Here is an 18,841-nt window from a genome sequence, read left to right as displayed (position 1 = left end):
GAGACATCGCCATGACCGTTCTCGCCCCCGAGCGATCGCCCGCCACGCCGCGTCAGCGCCTGCCCCCCGAGGTGCGCATGCGCCAGATCCTGGATGCGGCCCAGCAAGAGTTCGCCGAGCGGGGCTTTGCCGCCACGCGCATGGACGACATTGCCCGCCGCTGTGGTCTCTCCAAAGGGGGGCTCTACGCGCATTTCGCGAGCAAGGACGAGGTGTTCGAAGCCCTTCTGACGCGCTCGCTGACCCTGCCCGACCTGCAGGATCTGCCCACACTCGGCGGCGCCAGCACCGCACGTGGGGTGGCCGAGTGGCTGGTGGGGCAGGTTGAGGCCTGCCTGCGTCAGCCAGGCACGGTGGCGACCTTCCGGCTGCTGGTGGCCGAGAGTGAGCGGGTGCCCCACCTGGTGCAGCAGTGGCAGCAACAGGTGGTGGAGCCCCATCAACGCCTGCTGGCCGAATCGTTGGCCCGCGCGGCTGCCCACCTGGGCTGTGCCGACAGCCTGCTGGTGCGCCACCCCTGGCTGGCCATGGCGCCGGCCTTGCACACCATGGTCACGCAGTTGTTGTTCGGCAAAGACGCCCAATGCGTGCCCGGCACAGCCGACGATCCGTCGCGAGATGGCTATGTGGAAATGCTTGCCGTGCTGCTGGAAACTCCGGCCAATACTGAACGCATGTGACCGAGTTCACTGCTGGTGTGTCATTTTGAGGAGACAAGCGGATAAAAGATGAGGCGGCGGTGCTATCGTTGAGCGGCCATTTCAAGCATTCGCCCCTTCTTTTTTCTGGAGCTTCTTCATGTCCAAACTCATCGTTGTTCTGATTTCCGGTTTGCTGGCAGCCACGTGCGGCCTGGCCCAGGCCTCTGATTGCGAAGCCAAGGCCGTGGGCAAGAACGGCAAGCCGCTGGCTGGCGCCGCCAAGACCTCGTTCCTGAAGAAGTGCGAGGCCGATGCCGGCGGTGCGGCTGCCGCACCGAGCTGCGAGAGCAAGGCCGTGAGCAAGGACGGCAAGCCGCTGTCGGGTGCCGCCAAGGCCTCGTCGATCAAGAAGTGCGAAGCCGACGCGAAGAAGTAAGCCCTTGGCGAGCCCGCCTTCAGCGACCCAGTGAGGAGGCGCTGAAGGCCTGCCACTGGGCCTGGGTCACGCTCACCATCTGAAGCGCCGCCTCCAGCACCGCCTCGGGCCAGTGGGGCTGCTGGGCAAAGGCGATCAAGGCATCGGCAGCCGCTGAGCCACTGCGCCCGCTGGCGCGCAGCTGGTCCCAGGCCAGCACGCGGCCCAGGGTCTGGGCCGTGGCCAGCAGGCCCTCGGGGTTGGCCTTGCCTTGTGCCATGTCCACCCGGTCTTCACTGGGCTGCAGGCCCTTGAGCACCCAGGGCCGGCCCTCGAACTCCACCGGCGCGAGAAAGGCGTGGTCCACCGCCTGCATGCGCCTTTGCACGCCCACGATGCGCTGGGCCTCGTCCGCCCAATCGGGCTGCTTCACGCCCAGGGCGTTCAAGGCCGGGATCAGCGACGAGGGCTGGGCCATCTTGAGGTCCAGCAGCACATTGGCATCCGGCGAGCCCTTGCCTTCGACCAGCACCGCATAGCGGGGCAGGCCCAGGCTGCCGGTGCCGGCGATGCGGCGCGCCACATCCAGCACCTCATAAAAGCCCGGCTTGGGCTGCTGTGCCGCATAGCGCTGCACAAAGGCCGATACCCGCTGGCGCTCGTCGTCCGTGACGGGCAGGGCCTTCTGGCCGTCGACCTTGAGCTGGCGCCGACCGTTCTTGTGCAGCACCGTGCGCTGGTTCAGAAAGTCGACGCGGCGCCGATCCTTGAGGCGCTCGAACAGCTCGGCCACCACGCCGCTGGCGGTTTCGCCCTCCACCCACAAGGCCTTGCCGCGCTGCAGCGCCTGCTGGTAGGCGCTCACGCAGGCCTGGCTCAGCGCCTGGGCCTGGGCCGCGCTGGCCTTGAGGTCGGCCGCGCCGCACTGCAGGCTGGTCAGCAGGCGCAACAGGTCCCAGGTGCAGGGTGCCAGGGCGGCTTCGTCGAAGTCATTGATGTCGAAATACACCAGCCGGTTGTCGCCCTTGTAGCTGCCGAAGTTCTCGAAGTGCAGGTCGCCGCAGGCCCAGGCCAGCGGCGCCCGGGTGAGGGCCTCGACCTGGGGGATGGCGTTGTAGAACAGGTGGCAGGCGCCGCGCAGGAAGATGAACGGGCTTTGCCGCATCTTGGCGTACTTGAGGGCCAGGCGTTCCGGGTCACGGCCCTGGTTGTAGGCGGCCAGGGTTGACACGGTGTCCTGGACGGGGGGCGGGGCGACGGGCTTCATGGTGTTCGGGTGGGGCGGGGGCGGAGATCGGGTCAGTTTAAGCCGGGCTTCGGGTGCTTGGCTGCCATACTGCGAGCCAGGTTTTTTTGGGGATCAGGAGTCGTTCCATGTTTGTTGTGCCAGTTCAGCGTGCCCGTGCCCTGTATCGCGCAGGGCTGGTCGGGGCCCTGTGCGCCAGCTTGATGGCCTGTACCGCCGTGCCAAGGGCGCCGTTGGCGCACCTGCCGCTGCAGCAAGCCTGGTTCGAGGAGCAGGCGGTGCTGTATGTGACCACCGATGTGTCGGACCGGCGGGTGGCCCAGGCCAAGGACGCCAACTTCGCGCCGCTGCTGGAACAGGCCTTGCAGGACGCCTCAGGCCGGGCGGCAGGGCGCGCCGGCGCCACGGCGCGGGTCTATGGCTTTGTCAACTTCAAGCAGGCCAGCGTGTTCGCGTCCGCACCCGAGCCCGTGGGGGCCGGCAACCTCAGCCGCTCTTACAGCCCGCTGTGGCAACTGGCCGAGGTGCGCTGGCTGCAGCCCGAACAGGCCCGCGAATTGCGCTCGGAAGAGGCGGTGCTGGCCGCCGCAGAGCAGGGCCTGCTGACGGTGACGCCGACCCGCGTGGTGCTGAACTGCCCGATCGTGTCCATCCCGGGCCACGGCGCTCTGCCGGGGGTGTCGGTCGACCCGCGCTAAGGCCCGGCCCCGTGGCGCGCCTCAGCTCAGGTTGGCCCAGCCGCTGTGTTCGGTGGCGGCCACGACCCGGGGCAGCCACAGGGTGATCACGCTGCCCACACCGTACTCGCTGTCGATCTGCAGGCGCCCGCCCTGCAGCTCCATGATCTCCTTGACCACGCTCATGCCCAGGCCGGTGCCGGGGATGGTGCCCGAGCTGTCGGCGCGGTAGAAGCGCTCGCAGACCCGCTTCAGTTGCTCGGGGGTCATGCCGATGCCGTGGTCGCGCACCTCCAGGCCCACCACCGGGGCGCCCTCGTGCTCGGCACTGACCAGGCGCACGCTCACCTCGCCGCCTTGGGGCGAGTATTTGTAGGCGTTGGACAGCACGTTGCCGATGGCCTGGGCCATCTTCTTGCGGTCCACCTGTACCAGAACGGGCTCGGGGCCGGCATCGAACTGGGGCGCGGGGCGCTGCTGCGGCGGGTTGAAGTCGTGCATCAGCTGGCGGGTCAGCTGGGCCAGGTCCAGGCTTTCGATCTCGAAGTCCTTGCCGCGGCGCGCCTCGATGCGGGCCAGGTCCAGCAGCTCGTTGATGATGGCGATCATCAGCTCGGACTGGCGGTGGATGGTCTTGACCAGATCGTCGCGTTGTTCGGGCTTGATCTGCGGGAACTGCAGCAGTTCGGCAAAGCCATAGATGCTGGTCATGGGCGTGCGCAGTTCATGGGCGGCCGTCGACAGGAACTCGCTCTTCATCTGGTCGACTTCGGTCTCGTGGGTCACGTCGCGCAGCAGCAGCACCTGGGAGATCAGGCCCGAGCGGCTTTCGCGCAGGCCCAGTTGCAGCACGCGCTTGGCGGGGCGCAGCAGCTCGATCACGCTGCGCGAGTCGCTGCCAGCTTCGTCGGGCTGGCGCAACTGGCGGCGCAGCGATTCAAAGCTGTGCCAGCGTGCCTGCGGGTTGGCCTGGCGCTGCAGCAGCAGCTCCACCACGGTTTCGGGTTGCCCCACCAGTTGTTCGATCGTCAGGCCGGTCAGGCGGCAGAAGGCCGGGCTGACATAGCTGGCGCGCCGTTCGGCATCGAAGGACATGAAGCCGTCGGGGCTGAGCTCGAAGATCGCGCGCAACTGCTCGCCGCGCACCTGCAGGCGCTGCACCAGGGTGGAGATCATGGCCGAGATGGCTTCGAGGTCGTCGCTGCTGGCGCTGCGCGCCAGGGCCTGTTCCTCCTGGGTCAGCTCTTCCAGCACCTGGCGCAGCGACACCAGGGCGCTGGCGCGCGACTTGAGTTCGCTGCGCAGGCGCAGGTCCAGCGCGTGCTGCTCGCTCATGTCGCGGCAGGCCAGCACATAGCCCTGGGTGCTGCCGTCGGGCGCCACGATGGTCGACAAGGTGGTGTCGATCACCAGTTCCTGCTCCTGTCGGTTGCGCAGGCTGCGGCGGCGGCCGCGCCAGGGCTCGAGTCGGTCGGTGCGCGGCACCACCTGGGGCAGCAGGGTCGAGGCGGGCTGGCCCAGCACACGGTCGAGCGGGGCGCCCAGCAACTGGCAGGCCGCCGGGTTGGCCAGGGTGATCAGGCCTTCGGCATCGAGGGTGAACACGGCGTCGGCGATCGAACCCAGGGTGACTTCGGCCTGGTGGCGTTGCGACTGCAGGCTGGCGGCAGCGCGGCCCAGCACCTCGAAGGTCTGGCGGAATTCGCTCGGGGCCTGCTCGCCGCCTTGCAGCATGTCCACCGGCAGGGCGCCGCTGTTCATGGCCCGTTCATAGTCCTGCACCCGGTTGAGCTTGCCCAGCCAGCGCACCAGGGGAAAGCGGATCAGCAGCAGCCCGCCCACCACGGCCAGACCGCCCAGCAGCAGGGCCAGCCGGATCTGGCTCCACATGCGTCCGGCGATGTCGCGCGCATCGAAGCTCAGGCGCAGCACACCGTAGTCGGTGCCGCCCACGTTGATGGGCAGGTTCACGTCATACAGGCGTTCGCCCACGAGGTCGATCAGCCAGGCCGGCGGCTCGATGCTCAAGGGTGCCGGCGAGGGTTCGTCGATGCGACCGCTGCTGCGGTCGATGTAGCTGGCCGAGGCCAGCACTGAATGCGTGACGGTGCGGCGCAGCACCTGGCGGATGGTGTCGTAGTCGCCGATCACGGCGCTGTCGGCGATCACCGGCGCGATGATGGAGCCCAGGGCCTCGCCCCGCAGTTGCTCGTCTTCCAGCACGGCGCTGATCTGGTAGCGGAAGAACAGGCCCAGGCCGGCCAGCACAAAGCCCAGCAGGGTGACGGTGTAGAGGGTGAAGACACGCCCGACCAGCGAGCCGGGCGTCAGGTGTTGGAGCAGGCGGCGCAGCAAGGTCACACTCAGCGCAGCGTGGGCGGGGCGGTGCGGTAGAAGTCGCGGTAGGCACCGTACTCGCTGCCGTCGGAGGGCGTGAAGTAGGCCTCGGCCGACAGGCCCACCTGCTCGGAGGCCTTTTGCAGGATGTCACGCCCGCGCGGGTCCTGGTGCATGCCCAGGAAGGCCTGGGCCACCGCCTTCTGCACCTTGTCGGGCACGTTGGCCGCCGACATCAGGGCCAGGTCGTACAGCGGTGGCGAGGCCCACAGCACGCGCAGCTTCTTGCCTTCGCGGCGCGCATAGCCTTCGGCCAGTTGCGAGTTGGTGCCCACGGCCGCCACCTTGCCGCTGACCAACTGGGCAAAGGCCGCATCCATGTTGCCGCCGAACACCAGCTTGGCGTCGATCTTGCGGCTGGCCAGGTGGGCTGCCGGAAACTTGTAGGCCACCAGGGCCTCGGGGCCCGGAAAGGCCATGTCCTTGCCCTGCAACTGGGCCAGGTCGGTGATGGGGGAATCCTGCAGCACCACGATCTGGGCGTGCAGCGGTGGGGTGAGCCGGCGCCCGAACACCTTCCAGCCCAGCTTTTCGCGCTCCGGGCTGAACATGTGGTTGGAGAAGATGAACTCGACCTCCTGGGCCAGCACGTAGGCGGTGGTGTCGGCCGAGGTGCGTCCGATCTTGAGCTGCAGCTTGACGCCGCTTTTCTCGGACACGTAGGCAATGATGGGGTTCCAGTAGGCCGCCGTCAGGTTGATGCCGTACTGGTTGACCGGTGAGAAGCGGTAGGTGCCCGCTTCGGGTGCCGGGGCCTGGGCGCTGGCGCCGGTCCCGGCGGCCAGCAATGCCAGTCCGGTCGCGAGGCCGAGTCGGCGGCGGGAAATTCGAGGGTAGGCCATCAGGGTGCTCCAGGAAGTCGCGGCCGCAGCCGCGGACTGATCATGTATCCCGATGTTACTGGCATATCTGCCAGTGCCGCGATCCCTGCCGAGCCGCCCTGGGGGATTCCCTGGGGGCTTACTTCTGGCCGCGCAGCTTGGCCAGCTCGGCCTGGGTGTCGCGCCACAGGTCCATGCCGACCTGGGTGGCGATGCCGGCGTTGACCTTGGTCAGCTTGTCGCGCATGCGGGCCGATTCCGCAGGCGGCAGCTCGTTGATCTGCATGCCCTTGGCCTTCAGATCAGCCAGGGCGCGGGTGGCCTCTTCGCGGGTGTCCTTGCGCTCGAAGTCGCGGCTGGCACGGGCGGCATCCTGCAGCACCTTCTTCTCGGCCGCCGACAGGCCTTCCCACCACTTCTTGCTCACCAGCAGCACCCAGGGGCTGTAGACGTGGTTGGTCACGCTGAGGAACTTCTGCACCTCATAGAACTTGCTCGACAGGATGGTGTTGTAGGGGTTCTCCTGACCATCGACGGTGTTGGTCTCCATGGCACTGAACAGTTCCGAGAACGGCAGCGGCACCGCATTGGCGCCCAGCATCTTGAAGCTGTCGAGGTAGACGTTGTTCTGCATCACGCGCAGCTTGATGCCGTTCAGATCCTCCAGCCGCGCCACGGGGCGCTTGCTGTTGGTCAGGTTGCGGAAGCCGTTCTCCCAGTAGGCCAGGCCGACCAGGCCCTTGTCCTGCAGCTTGTCCAGCACCTTCTGGCCGATGGGGCCGTCGAGCACGGCGTCGGCTTCGCGCACATTGTTGAACAGGAAGGGGGTGTCCCACAGGGCCATCTCGGCGGTGATGCCCACCAGGGTGGCGGTTGAACCCACCATCATCTCCTGTGCGCCGCCGATCAAGGCCTGCTGCATCTGGGTGTCGGGGCCCAGGGCGGCGGCCCCGATGGCGCGGACCTTCATCTTGCCGCCCGAGGCCTTCTCCACGGCTTCGGCAAACACCTTGGCCGCACGGCCCTGGTTGCTTTGCTCGTTGAGGCCATAGCCGAATCGGATCATGCGGGGCTTGAAGTCCTGCGCCAGTGCGCTGAAGGTGGTGCTGGCCAGGCTGGCGGCGGCCAGGGCGGTGAGCAGGGTGCGACGGACGGTTTTCATGCTTGTCTCCTGAGAAAAACGGGGAACGAGAGGGCTGTAGAAGGACTGAAGTGGGGCCGAGGGCCGATCGGGTCAGCGCAACCAGGCCACGGGGGCCGTCACGATCTGCGGGAAGACCACCATCAGGGTGAGCAAGGCCACGTAGGTCAGCAAGAAGGGGTTCACCCCCTTGATCACGCTGTGCATCGAGATGCGCCCCACACCGGCCACCACGTTGAGCACCGTGCCCACGGGCGGGGTGATCAGGCCGATGGCGCCGTTGAGCACGAACATCAGGCCGAAGTACACCGGGTCGATGCCGGCCTTGACGGCGATCGGCAGCATCACCGGGGCGAAGATCAGGATGGTGGGCGTCAAGTCGAGCGCGGTGCCGATCAGCACCAGCACGATCATCATCACAGCCATCAACAGGCGCGGGCTCTGCACCAGCGGACCCAGCCATTGGGTGAGCACGCTGGGCAGGTCGGCCAGGGTGATCATGTAGCTGGCCACCTGGGCGCCGGCGCACAGGAACATCACGATGGCGGTGGTCTTGGCGGCGCGCAGCAGCACGCCATGGATCTCGCGCAGCTTCATTTCGCGGTGGATGAATAGTGCCACCACCAGCGCATAGAAGGCCGCCACCACCGCAGCCTCGGTTGGCGTGAACACGCCCGACTTCATGCCGCCGATGATGATGATGGGCATCAGCAGGGCCCAGAAGGCGCGCGCGGTGATGCGCAGGCGCTGTGCCATCGGCAGGGGCTGGCCTTGGGGCAACTCGATGCCGCGCAGCACATGGCGCCAGGCGAAGATCAGGCCCACACCCATCAACAGGCCGGGCACGATGCCGGACACGAACAGGGCCGAGATCGAGGTGTTGGTGGTCACGCCGTAGATCACGAAAGGCATGGAGGGCGGAATGATGGGGGCGATGATGCCCCCCGACGCGATCAGCCCGGCCGAGGTGTTCATGGGGTAGCCCTGCTGGCGCATCATGGGCAGCAGGATGGTGGCGAGCGCGGCCGTGTCGGCCAGGGCTGAGCCGCTCATGCTGGCCATCAGCACGGCGGCGCCAATGGCCACATAGCCCAGGCCGCCCCGGATGTGGCCCACCCAGGCCTGGGCCATGTCGATGATGCGGCGGCTGATGCCACCCGAGTTCATCAATTCGCCGGCCAGGATGAAGAAGGGCACGGCCAGCAGCGGAAAGCTGTCCACGCCGGCCACCAGGTTCTGGGCCAGCAACTGGGTATCCCAGAAATCGAGCACCCAGGCCATGCCGGCGCCGGTCAGCACCAGGGCCAGGGCCATGTTCATGCCGCTGCCCATGAGCACCAGCATGCCGACCGAGAAAAACACGAAAGCGAGCGCTTCAGGGCTCATGGCAATCACTCCACTTCAGCGCCGTGACCGAGGTCCAGCGGGGTACGACGGATCAGCTCGACCAGGGCCATCACACCGATGGCCAGCGAGCACAGAAAAGCGGGCAGCGGCAGCAGCGAGGACGAGTAGCCCAGCACCACCGAGTGGCTGTCCAGCCCCACCACCACCTGCTGCCAGGCACCCCAGGCCAGCATGGCGCTGGCGCACACGGTGAGCAGCCGGATCACGGCGGTGAGTGCGGCAAAGGCGCGCGGCCTGGCCTTCAGCAGGCCGGCCAGGCTGGTGAAGGCCATGTGCTCGCCACCGGGGTAGGCCGCAGCCGCCCCGATGAAGACCATCCACACGAACAGCAGGCGCGACAGTTCTTCGCTGGCGGCCACGCCGCTGCCGAAGCCATAGCGCAACACGACGTTGATGAACACGGCGATGGCCATCACGCCCAGGCAGGCCGCCATCAGGTGGTGCGACAGGCGCTGGAAGCGGCTGAGGCCGGGGTGGTCCGAGGTCTGGGTCATGCGCAATCCTTGGGGTTGGGGGGGGCGATGGGGGCATCGGCCTCATTCAGCCACGCCGAGGCCTGGGCCTGCAATGAGGACAAAGCCTGCAGCGCGTCCAGGCGCAGCACGCCGGCTTCGCCCACCGGGCTTTCGAGGGTGGCGAACTGGCTGTCCACCAGCGAGCTGGAAAAGAAGTGGCTGGCCCGCGCCGACACGCGCTGCTGGGCCTGTTCGCGCCCGATGTCTAGAAAGGCGAAGCGCAGGCCCGGGCAGGCCTGGCGCAGCTGGTCGCGGTAGGCCTTCTTCAAGGCCGAGCAGGTCAGCACCACGCCTTCGGGGTGATCGCCCAGCAGGCGGCCCAGGGTCTGCAGCCAGCCCTGGCGGTCGGCATCGGTCAGGGCAATGCCCTGGCTCATCTTGTCGCGGCTGGCGGGGCTGTGGTGGTCGTCACCTTCGATCAAGGGCAGGTGCTCGGCCGCCGCCAGGGCCGCGCCCAGGCTGGACTTGCCGCAGCCCGCCACGCCCATGACAACAACAGATGGTTTCATTTGGATAGCGCTATCCCAAAAGGTTGCAAAAAAGGGCCTGCACTGAGCACCGGCCCGTCCCGCAAAGTTTATGTATGATGGCCCGCACACCCTCGAAGAGTGCATGGGTTGGATAGCGCTATCCTACTCAGGCCGCCTTGTTTTCAATTAAGTACAAACCCTAGGATCATGCCCCGATCGCCTGCCCGCCAACGTGCCACCGGCCGCGTCACCCTGGCCGATGTGGCCCTGGCCGCCGGGGTCAGTCCCATCACCGTGTCGCGGGCCTTGCGCGGCGAGCGGGCGGTGGACCCGGTGCTGGTCGAGCGCGTGCAGGCCGCGGCCCAGAAGCTGGGCTATGTGCCCGACCCGGCGGCCCGGGCGCTGGCCTCCAAGCGCAGCACCCATGTGGCGGTGCTGATCCCCATGCTGTCCAACGAGCTGTTCGTGAGCCTGCTCGAAGCCGCGCAGGCCCGGCTGCGCGCGGCGGGCTACCAGACCCTGATCGGCATCACCCACTACGACCCGAGCGAAGAAGAGCAACTGCTGCGCGAGCAGCTGATGCACCGCCCGGCCGGCCTGCTGGTGACGGGTTTTGACCGCACCGAAGCCACGCGCCGCCTGATCACGCAAAGCGGCGTGCCGGTGGTGCACATGATGGAGAACAGCCGGGTCGAGGGCATCCACAGCGTGGGCTTCTCGCAGACCGAGGCGGCCATCAGCATGACCCGGCATTTGCTGGAGCGCGGCTACCGGCGCATCGCCTTCGCTGCGGCCCAGCTCGACCCCCGCACGCTGCAGCGCCAGCAGGGCTGGCGCCAGGCGCTGGAAGCCGCGGGCCTGTACGACCCGGCGCTGGAGTGGATGAACCCGGCGCCCTCGTCGATGGCGCTGGGTGGGCGGCTGTTCCAGCAGATCATGGGCCAGTCACCGGCGGTGGACGCGGTGTTCTTCTGCAACGACGACCTGGCCCAGGGCGCCTTGCTGGCGGCCAACCGGCTGCAGTTGCCGGTGCCGGCACGGGTGGCGATTGCGGGCTTCAACGACCTCACAGGCAGCGATCTGATGCTGCCCACGCTGACCACCGTGCACACGCCCCTTGCCACCATCGGTGACGAGGCCGCGGGCATGCTGCTCAAGCTGATGCGCGGCGAGCCGGTGGAGCAGCCCTGCGTGGTGCTCGACTACCGGCTGGTGGTGCGCATGAGCACCTGAGGCGCGCTGCAGGTCGGCGGTTCAGGCGGTTCAGGCGGATTGCGGCGTGCGCAGCTGCACCGGGCCGGCCTCGGCCTCGATGGCCTGGCGCAGCGGCCGGCACAGGCCCAGCGCAAACAGCACTTCGGTGCTCACGAACAAGGGCCCCACCAGCAGGCCCACCAGATCGTCCACAAAAGCGGGCTTGCGGCCTTCGTAGTAATGGCCCACGAACTGGATCACCCAGCCCACGCCAAACAGCCCCAGACCCCAGGCCAGCCAGCTGCCAGTGGAGCCGGCGGCCAGCGGATGGGCCAGCACCATCAGGCCGGCGATGGCCGCACTCACCGTCAGGCCCGCGCCCAGGTGCCCGCGGCTCAGGTACCACACGGTGCTGGCGGCCCAGGCCAGCCAGGCGGCCGAGACGGTCCAGCCGCCCAGTTCGATCGAGGCCCGCGCCAGCAGCACCCCCACGGCCAGCACGATCATGGGCACGCCCACGAAATGGGTGGCGATGTTGCGTGGGTCGCGGTGGTAGCGGGCGTATTGCGTCAGCAGGGCTTGGGTGTTTCTCATGGGCTTGTCTCCGGGTTCTGGGGCCCGCGCTGCTCAGGGTGCGCACGGGTCTGCGCTGCATGCTAGGCAGGTGGCGGGCGAAGGACTGTCAAAATCAATACATTCCAGACCGCCGAGCCGCCGCATCCCGCGGCCCTGTTTTCCGATGAAGCCGTCCACCACCTCTGCCCAGACCCTGGCCGCCGCCTTGTGCAGCGAGCTCTGGTATGCCCAGTGTGAACCCGAGTTCCAGGCCGCCTTGTTGACCCTGGGCCGGCTCTGGGTGTTGAGCGATGGCGAGCGCCTGTTCCACCGCGGCGCCGTGGAAGGGGCGCTGTGCTGCGTCACCGCCGGGGCCCTGCGCGTGGGCGGGTTGCAGGACAGCGGCCAGGAAACCCTGCTGGCTTTCATCGAGCCCTACCAGTGGCTGGGCGAGATCTCGCTGATCGACGGCCAGCCGCGCAGCCACGATGTGGTCGCCGATGGCGACACCACCGTGCTGCTGGTGCCCCGTGACGAGCTGCTGGACTGGCTGGCACAGCACCCCGCGCACTGGCGCAGCGTGGCCCGTCTGGCCAGCAGCAAGCTGCGCCTGATGTTCTCGGCCCTGGAGGACATCGCCCAGTTGCCGCTGGACCTGCGCCTGGCCAAACGCCTGTGGCTGGTGGCCCAGGGTTATGGCGGTCGCACCGGCGCGCCGCGCCGCCTGATCCGCCTGCCGCAGGAGCAACTGGCCCTGATGCTGGGCGTGAGCCGCCAGACCATCAACAAGGCCTTGCATGGTCTGGAGCAGCGCGGCTGGCTGCACCTGCGTTACGGCACCATCGAACTGCTGGATCTGGAGGCCTTGCGAGCCGTGTCCGAGGGCTGGGATGGCTCGGAGCCGGTGGACGCATCGTCCAGGTAAGGCCTCAGCACTTCGGCCAACCAATCCATGAACACCTGCACCCGGCGCGCCAATTGACGCCGGTGCGGGTACAGCAGCGACACCGGCAGCGGCGGCGCGCGGAACTCGGGCAAGACCTCGACCAGCAGCCCTTGTTCGAGCAGGCCGCGCAGCCCGGCGGTGGGCGCCTGGATCAGGCCCAGCCCCGCCAGGCAGGCGCCCTGGTAGGCCTCGGTGCTGTTCACGCTCAGCGCGCCGGGCATGGCCAGGGTGCGGGTCTGGCCGCTTTCGTCCACCCATTCCCAGCCGGTCTGGCGGCCCCCCAGCTGGGGCTGGTAGTGCACCAATTGGTGCTGGCTCAGGTCGTCCAGGTGGCGCGGCGTGCCGGCCGCGGCCAGGTAGGCCGGGCTGGCGCAATTGCTCTGTGACAGCTGGCCCAGCGGGCGGGCGATCAGGCCCGAGTCTTCCAACGCGCCCACCCGCAGCACACAGTCAAAGCCCTCGCGCACCAGGTCCACCCGGCGGTCGGTGCAACTCAGTTCCAGGTGCACGCCCGGGTGGGCGCGCAGAAAGGCGGGCAGGCTGGGCAGCACCAGCTGGCGCGCTGTGCCCACCGGCATGTCCACCCGCAGCCGCCCACTCAATTGGGCGGGCTGCTGCCGGAACAGCCCCTGCAGCTCGTCCAGATCGGCCAGCACATCCTTGCAGCGTTCGTAGAAGACCTGGCCGTCGGGTGTCAGCTGCACGCGGCGCGTGGTGCGCAGCAGCAGCCGGGTGCCCAACTGGGCTTCGAGTTGCTGCACCGCCAGCGACACGCTGGCCTTGGGCAGGCCGAGCTGGGCCGCGGCCTGGGTGAAGCTGGTCAGTTCGGCCACCCGGGTGAAGGTGTGCAGGGCATCGACGGGATTCATGCGCTTTATTGTTATTCAAAATTGAACAGTGAAGTCGAAATTATGGTGTTTATCGGCATCTATTCGATCAATAGACTGCCTGACATCCACCACCCGCGCCACCGGCGCTTCAAGCAGGACCCGCCATGACATCACTGGATTCGAACACGTTGCCCACCCCCTCCGACGGCGCTACGGCCCCCGTCGTCCTCATCACCGGCGGCAGCCGCGGCCTGGGCCGCAGCATGGCACTGGCCCTGGCCGCCCAGGGCAGTGACGTGGTGTTCACCTACCGCAGCCAGCAGGCCCAGGCGCAGGAGGTGGTGCAGCAGATCGAGGCCTTGGGCCGCCGCGCCCTGGCCATCGAACTGGAGTTGGGCCAAGGGCAGGGCATGACGGCCCGCTTTGCCGCCTTCGCCGACACCGTGCGCGAGGCCTTGGCCCAGCGCTGGCAGGTGGCGCAGATCGACGCCCTGGTGAACAACGCCGGCATCGGCGTGCACGCCAGCGTGGCCGACACCACCGAAGAGCAGTTCGACCTGTTGTTCAACCTGCATCTGAAGGGGGTGTTCTTCCTCACGCAGGCGCTGTTGCCGCTGCTGCGCGACGGCGGGCGGATCCTCAACCTGTCCAGCGGGCTGACCCGCTTCGCCTTGCCGGGCTATGCCGCCTACGCCAGCATGAAGGGTGGCATCGAGGTGCTGACCCGCTACCTGGCCAAGGAACTCGGGCCCCGGGGGATTGCCGTCAACACCCTGGCGCCGGGCGCCATCGAAACCGACTTTGGCGGTGGCGCCGTGCGCGACAACCCTGAGCTGAACCGCTTTGTGGCCAGCCAGACCGCGCTGGGCCGCGTCGGCCTGCCCGAGGACATCGGTCAGGTGGTGGCGGCCTTGTTGTCGCCCGCCAGCGGCTGGGTGAATGCCCAGCGCATCGAGGCCTCGGGCGGCATGTTCATCTGAGTCTGCTCAGGCGGATGGGGCCGGCCCTGCCAGGTTGCTGCGCAGGCGCTTGAGCAGGCCCAGCAACTGGCCCAGTTCGCCCGCGTCCAGCCCGGTCAGGCTGCGGGCCAGTGCCTGACGGCGGGCCTGGTGCAATTGCCCGTGCAGTGCCAGTCCGCTGGGCGTGGCGTTCAGGCATTGGCTGCGGCGGTCCTTGGGGTCGGGGCTGGCCTGCAGGTGGCCGCTGTCCAGCAGCGATCTGATCAGCCGCGCGATCTGCGCCTTGTCGCGTCCGCTGTGCTGCACCAGATCACGCTGGCTGGCGCCCGGGTGGCGCACAAAGAATTGCAGCGCCCGCAACTCCATGGGGGCCAGCGCCAGGGGCTGCTCGCCCAGGCTGTGGCGCAGCTGGCCCTTGAGGCTGAACACCAGCGCTTGCAGGCTTTCCAGCACCTCGTCTTCCAGATCGCCTGCCGCTGTCGTGGTTTTTTCTGATTTGGTTGACATTATCAACTTGATGATGGAATATTGGTTGATCATATCAACCAAATCAACGACTGTCTCTGCCATGACCTCTGAACTGTCTTCCCCTGTGTCCTCTTCTTCGGCCGCGGTGCCGGCCCATCTTCTGCCCCAGCGCGTGCGCCATGCCAACCCGGTGCGCCGGGTGCAGGTGCTGCGCGTGGGGCGGCCCACCCCGGGCGTGGTCAGCGTGACCCTGGGTGGCGAAGCCCTGCGCGGCTTCGTGTCGGCCGGTTTTGACGACCACCTCAAGCTGATGCTGCCGCCGGCCCCGGGCCGGCCGCTGGTGCTGCCCACGCTGCAGGACGGCCGGGTCAGCTGGCCCGCCGACCTGAGCGAGGCCGAGCGCCCCGTGATGCGCGACTACACGCCGTTGCACTTCGACGCCCAGGCCCTGGAGCTGGACCTGGAGTTCGCCCTGCATGGCGAGGGCCCGGCGGCCACCTGGGCCGCCCGCGCGCGGCCTGGCGACGAGGTGGGGCTGGGTGGCCCGCGTGGCTCGATGGTGCTGCCGGCCGGGCACGATGCCTATGTGCTGGCGGGTGATGAAAGCGCACTGCCCGCCATCGCACGCCGGCTGGCCGAGCTGCCAGCCGGCACCCGCGTCACGGCCCTGATCGAGGTGGCCACGGCCGAGGAGCAGCGCGCGCTGGCCAGTGCGGCCCAGGTCCAGCTGCGCTGGCTGGTGCGCGGCGCGGCCGCCCCGGGCCAGCGCCTGCTGGAGGCCGCGCGCGAAACCCCCTTGCCCGCGGGCACCGTCTTTGTGTGGGCCGCCGGCGAAGCCCTCACCATGGCCGAGCTGCGCACCCATTGGCTGGGCCAGGGCCAGCCCGCGGCCCTGATGCGCGTCTCGGCCTATTGGCGCCAGGGCCTCTCTGGACATCACGAAAACCTGGGCTGAAGCCGGTCTGGGGTGGCCTGCGCTCACGGTGTGGGCAGGCGAAAGCCCGGTTTCTGAGCCGATCCGAGTCGAAACCAAGGGTAAACCCTTGTGATCGGTCGGCAATTTCCTTCAAATTCTTTGGGGTATTCAAAGGGCTGTCACAAAAATTACTGCAAAATAGCACGACCGTTCGTTTTATTTTGTGAGCCGCCCATCCATGTCCACCACTCGTTCGTCAGCCATCTCGCCGGGCACCGCGCGCTCGGCGGCCGCTGCACCGGCCCGCCGCGGCCGCGCGCTGCAAAAGGGGCTGCAGACCAAGGCTGTCATCGTCGAGGCGGCGCTGGGTCTGGCCACCCAGATCGGCCTGGAAGGCCTGTCGATCGGTGCCCTGGCCGAGGTCACGCAGATGAGCAAGTCGGGCGTGTTCGCCCACTTCGGCTCGCGTGAAGAGCTGCAGATCTCCGTCATCCGCGAATACCACGTGCGCTTCGAGGAAGAGGTGTTCTACCCCGCCTTGTCGGCACCGCGCGGCCTGCCGCGGCTGCGCGCCATGTTCGCCAACTGGATGAAGCGCACCTCGGTCGAAATCGACTCGGGCTGCCTGTACATCAGCGGCGCCGTCGAGTTCGACGACCGCCCCGGCCCGGTGCGCGATGCGCTGGCCACCTCCGTCATGACCTGGCACGCCGCGATGAAGCGTGCCATCACCCTCGCCAAGCACGACGGCCAGCTCGGCCCCGATGTGGACGAGGACCAGATGCTGTTCGAGATCCACGGTCTGATCCTCGCACTGCACTACGAGGCCCGCTTTCTGAAGCACCCGGGCTCGATCCAGAAGGCCACCCAGGGCTTCGACAACATCCTGGCCCGGTACGGCGCCACCGACCTCGCACCGGCCACACCGCTTTCTTCCAAAACCCCGATCCGCACCAAGGAGTGATCCCATGCCTGCTTACACCCCCCCTCTGCGTGACATGCAATTCGTGTTGCATGAAGTGCTCAAGGTCAGCGATGAATTCAAGGCCCTGCCCAAGCACGCCGACATCGATGCCGACACCATCAATGCCGTGCTCGAAGAAGGCGGCAAGTTCGCGGCCGAGGTCACCTTTCCGCTGAACATCAGCGGCGACACCGAGGGCTGCGTGCTCGACAAGAGCACCCACGAGGTCAAGACCCCCACCGGCTTCAAAGCCGCGTACGAGAAGTTCGTGGAAGGTGGCTGGGCCGCCCTGTCGTGCGACCCCGAATACGGCGGCCAGGGTCTGCCCTTTGTGGTCAACCAGTGCTTCTACGAGATGATGAACTCGGCCAACCAGGCCTGGACCATGTACCCTGGCCTGAGCCACGGTGCTTACGAGGCCCTGCACGCCCACGGCACCGACGAGCAAAAGCGCCTGTACCTGCCCAAGCTCACCAGCGGCGAGTGGACCGGCACCATGTGCCTGACTGAGCCCCATTGCGGCACCGACCTGGGCCTGCTGCGCACCAAGGCCGAACCCCAGGCCGATGGCACCTACAAGATCACCGGCAACAAGATCTTCATCAGCGCCGGTGAGCACGACATGGCCTCCAACATCGTGCACCTGGTGCTGGCCCGCCTGCCGGACGCGCCGGCCGGCAGCAAGGGCATCAGCCTGTTCGTGGTGCCCAAGTTCAAGGTGAACGCCGACGGCAGCGTGGGCGAGCGCAACCCCATCTACTGCGGTGGCCTGGAGCACAAGATGGGCATCCATGGCAACGCCACGGCCCAGATCGTCATCGACGGCGCGGTGGGCACGATGGTGGGCCAGCCCAACAAGGGCCTGGCCGCCATGTTCGTGATGATGAACGCCGCCCGCCTGGGCGTGGGCAACCAGTCGCTGGGCCTGACCGAAGTGGCCTACCAGAACGCCCTGGCCTATGCCAAGGACCGCATCCAGATGCGCTCGCTGACCGGCACCAAGGCCAAGGACAAGCCGGCCGACCCCATCATCGTGCACCCCGACGTGCGCAAAATGCTGCTGACCGCCCGCGCCTATGCCGAAGGCGGCCGCGCCATGGCCTGCTTCTGCGCCGTGCTGCTCGACAAGGAACTGAACCACCCCGACGAAAAGGTGCGCAAGGACTCGGCCGAGCTGGTCGCGCTGCTGACTCCCATCGTCAAGGCCTTCATCACCGACAACGCCTGGACCGCCACCACCGCCTGCCAGCAGGTGTTCGGCGGCCACGGCTACATCAAGGAGTGGGGCATGGAGCAGTACGTGCGCGATGCCCGCATCAACATGATCTATGAAGGCACCAACACCATCCAGTCGCTGGACCTGCTGGGCCGCAAGATCCTGGGCAACAACGGCGCGTCGCTGAAGAAGTTCGGCAAGCTGGTGGCTCAGTTGGTCGAGGCCGAAGGCGTCAACGAGAAGATGGCCGAGTTCATCAACCCGCTGGCCTACCTGGGCGACCAGATGACCAAGTTCACCACCGAGATCGGCTTCAAGGGCTTCCAGAACCCCGACGAAGTGGGCGCCGCCGCGGTCGACTACCTGCGCGTGGCCGGTCACCTGGTGTTTGCCTACTTCTTTGCCCGCATGGCCTCGGTCGCGCTCAAGGAGATCGCCGCCGGCAACACCGACCCGTTCTACCAGGCCAAGCTGCAGACCGCGCGCTTCTACTTCGCCAAGCTGTTCCCCGAAACCGCTTCGCTGATGCGCACCGCCCGCGCCGGCTCCAAGGTGCTGATGGACACCGAAGCCGTGTTCGCCTGAGCCTGAACCGCCGCCCACCCAGGAGACCGCGATGACGATCAAGAACGTTCTGGCCACGGCGCTGATGGCGCTGGCCTGGCCCGTGCTGGCGCAGACCACCCCGGTGGGCCTGTGGCGCAGCGTGGACGATGCCTCGGGCGAAGCCAAGGCCGAGATCCGCATCGCGGCCGACGGCGCGGGTGTGCTCAGCGGCCGCATCGAGAAGGCCATCACCCGCTCGGCCGAACCGCTGTGCACCCAGTGCAGCGACGACCGCAAGGGCAAGCCCAAGCTCGGCATGGAAATCATCCGCGGCGTGCGCCAGGCCGAGGGCAAGCCCGAGTGGGAGGGCGGCAAGATCCTGGACCCCGAAAACGGCAAGGAATACACCGTGCGCCTGGTGCCGCTCGAAGGCGGCAAGCAGTTGCAGGTGCGCGGCTACATCGGCCCCTTCTACCGCACCCAGGTCTGGCAACGCATTGAATAAGGCCCGGGGCGC

Annotated in this window: 20 protein-coding genes; 10 read left to right on the top strand and 10 right to left on the bottom strand. The window is 67.7% G+C overall.

Features of this window, described 5'->3' with window-relative positions; genetic code table 11:
• The first annotated feature begins 11 nt into the window (after positions 1-11).
• Together L880_RS35640 and L880_RS0114650 are read left to right on the top strand one after the other, a co-directional pair.
• Positions 12-680: a TetR/AcrR family transcriptional regulator gene (locus L880_RS35640; protein ID WP_027476317.1), complete on the top strand. Its 669-nt coding sequence runs from the start codon at positions 12-14 to the stop codon at positions 678-680.
• A gap of 118 nt (positions 681-798) precedes the next feature.
• Positions 799-1,077: a hypothetical protein gene (locus L880_RS0114650; protein ID WP_019574196.1), complete on the top strand. Its 279-nt coding sequence runs from the start codon at positions 799-801 to the stop codon at positions 1,075-1,077.
• A gap of 19 nt (positions 1,078-1,096) precedes the next feature.
• On the opposite strand, the gene L880_RS0114645 is transcribed toward L880_RS0114650, so the two are convergent.
• Entirely contained in the window at positions 1,097-2,323 is a 1,227-nt protein-coding gene (locus L880_RS0114645; protein ID WP_051443315.1) for a DUF2252 domain-containing protein, read from the bottom strand.
• A 107-nt stretch (positions 2,324-2,430) separates the two neighbouring features.
• On the opposite strand from L880_RS0114645, the gene L880_RS32440 reads away from it, so the two are divergent.
• On the top strand, positions 2,431-3,000 hold the full coding sequence (locus tag L880_RS32440) for a DUF7482 domain-containing protein (RefSeq protein ID WP_157462889.1): 570 nt from the start codon (positions 2,431-2,433) through the stop codon (positions 2,998-3,000).
• 21 nt (positions 3,001-3,021) lie between these two features.
• On the opposite strand, the gene L880_RS0114635 is transcribed toward L880_RS32440, so the two are convergent.
• The 6 genes from L880_RS0114635 to L880_RS32435 form a co-directional block, all read right to left on the bottom strand.
• Positions 3,022-5,340, bottom strand: a complete 2,319-nt coding sequence (locus L880_RS0114635; protein ID WP_245615157.1) for a PAS domain-containing sensor histidine kinase — start codon at positions 5,338-5,340, stop codon at positions 3,022-3,024.
• A gap of 2 nt (positions 5,341-5,342) precedes the next feature.
• The gene (locus tag L880_RS0114630; protein ID WP_027476314.1) at positions 5,343-6,218 is read right to left on the bottom strand and encodes a phosphate/phosphite/phosphonate ABC transporter substrate-binding protein; all 876 of its coding nucleotides are present in this window, start codon (positions 6,216-6,218) and stop codon (positions 5,343-5,345) included.
• Positions 6,219-6,336: 118 nt separating this feature from the next.
• Complete coding sequence (locus L880_RS0114625; RefSeq protein WP_027476313.1) at positions 6,337-7,359, bottom strand: TRAP transporter substrate-binding protein; 1,023 nt, start codon at positions 7,357-7,359, stop codon at positions 6,337-6,339.
• Between the two features lie 72 nt (positions 7,360-7,431).
• Entirely contained in the window at positions 7,432-8,724 is a 1,293-nt protein-coding gene (locus tag L880_RS0114620; RefSeq protein WP_051443328.1) for a TRAP transporter large permease, read from the bottom strand.
• A 5-nt stretch (positions 8,725-8,729) separates the two neighbouring features.
• Positions 8,730-9,239, bottom strand: a complete 510-nt coding sequence (locus L880_RS0114615; protein ID WP_027476311.1) for a TRAP transporter small permease — start codon at positions 9,237-9,239, stop codon at positions 8,730-8,732.
• Positions 9,236-9,769 carry a gluconokinase gene (locus L880_RS32435; RefSeq protein ID WP_245615155.1) on the bottom strand — a complete coding sequence of 178 codons (534 nt, stop codon included), beginning with the start codon at positions 9,767-9,769 and terminating at the stop codon, positions 9,236-9,238. The genes L880_RS0114615 and L880_RS32435 overlap by 4 nt, the downstream gene beginning before the upstream one ends.
• A gap of 168 nt (positions 9,770-9,937) precedes the next feature.
• Between L880_RS32435 and gntR the strand changes: the two genes are divergently transcribed.
• Entirely contained in the window at positions 9,938-10,963 is a 1,026-nt protein-coding gene (gntR, locus tag L880_RS0114605; RefSeq protein ID WP_027476310.1) for an HTH-type transcriptional regulator GntR, read from the top strand.
• 30 nt (positions 10,964-10,993) lie between these two features.
• On the opposite strand, the gene L880_RS0114600 is transcribed toward gntR, so the two are convergent.
• Positions 10,994-11,518 carry an Mpo1 family 2-hydroxy fatty acid dioxygenase gene (locus L880_RS0114600; RefSeq protein ID WP_027476309.1) on the bottom strand — a complete coding sequence of 175 codons (525 nt, stop codon included), beginning with the start codon at positions 11,516-11,518 and terminating at the stop codon, positions 10,994-10,996.
• A 145-nt stretch (positions 11,519-11,663) separates the two neighbouring features.
• Between L880_RS0114600 and L880_RS32430 the strand changes: the two genes are divergently transcribed.
• Positions 11,664-12,404 (top strand): Crp/Fnr family transcriptional regulator, encoded by a 741-nt coding sequence (locus L880_RS32430; protein ID WP_051443313.1) that lies wholly within the window; start codon positions 11,664-11,666, stop codon positions 12,402-12,404.
• On the opposite strand, the gene L880_RS0114590 is transcribed toward L880_RS32430, so the two are convergent.
• Positions 12,311-13,294, bottom strand: coding sequence for a LysR family transcriptional regulator (locus L880_RS0114590; RefSeq protein ID WP_027476308.1), 984 nt, complete (start codon positions 13,292-13,294; stop codon positions 12,311-12,313). The two genes, L880_RS32430 and L880_RS0114590, sit on opposite strands and share 94 nt — an antisense overlap.
• Positions 13,295-13,419: 125 nt before the next feature.
• Between L880_RS0114590 and L880_RS0114585 the strand changes: the two genes are divergently transcribed.
• On the top strand, positions 13,420-14,235 hold the full coding sequence (locus tag L880_RS0114585; RefSeq protein ID WP_051443312.1) for an SDR family NAD(P)-dependent oxidoreductase: 816 nt from the start codon (positions 13,420-13,422) through the stop codon (positions 14,233-14,235).
• Between the two features lie 6 nt (positions 14,236-14,241).
• Here L880_RS0114585 and L880_RS0114580 read toward each other — a convergent pair whose 3' ends face one another.
• Positions 14,242-14,721 carry a MarR family winged helix-turn-helix transcriptional regulator gene (locus L880_RS0114580; protein WP_027476306.1) on the bottom strand — a complete coding sequence of 160 codons (480 nt, stop codon included), beginning with the start codon at positions 14,719-14,721 and terminating at the stop codon, positions 14,242-14,244.
• Between the two features lie 61 nt (positions 14,722-14,782).
• Between L880_RS0114580 and L880_RS0114575 the strand changes: the two genes are divergently transcribed.
• The 4 genes from L880_RS0114575 to L880_RS0114560 all read left to right on the top strand — a co-directional run bounded on the left by L880_RS0114575 (position 14,783) and on the right by L880_RS0114560 (position 18,829).
• Positions 14,783-15,637 (top strand): siderophore-interacting protein, encoded by an 855-nt coding sequence (locus L880_RS0114575; RefSeq protein ID WP_043329505.1) that lies wholly within the window; start codon positions 14,783-14,785, stop codon positions 15,635-15,637.
• A gap of 199 nt (positions 15,638-15,836) precedes the next feature.
• Complete coding sequence (locus L880_RS0114570) at positions 15,837-16,562, top strand: TetR/AcrR family transcriptional regulator (protein WP_027476304.1); 726 nt, start codon at positions 15,837-15,839, stop codon at positions 16,560-16,562.
• Between the two features lie 4 nt (positions 16,563-16,566).
• A complete protein-coding gene (locus L880_RS0114565; RefSeq protein ID WP_027476303.1) occupies positions 16,567-18,363 on the top strand; it encodes an acyl-CoA dehydrogenase C-terminal domain-containing protein in 1,797 nt (598 codons plus the stop codon).
• A gap of 31 nt (positions 18,364-18,394) precedes the next feature.
• Complete coding sequence (locus L880_RS0114560; RefSeq protein WP_157462885.1) at positions 18,395-18,829, top strand: DUF2147 domain-containing protein; 435 nt, start codon at positions 18,395-18,397, stop codon at positions 18,827-18,829.
• Positions 18,830-18,841: the final 12 nt, after the last annotated feature.

This window comes from Curvibacter gracilis ATCC BAA-807 (assembly GCF_000518645.1).
GTDB classification, from domain to species: domain Bacteria; phylum Pseudomonadota; class Gammaproteobacteria; order Burkholderiales; family Burkholderiaceae_C; genus Curvibacter; species Curvibacter gracilis.
Note: the sequence above shows the minus strand (reverse complement) of the source record. Positions and strands in the feature narration are given on the sequence as shown.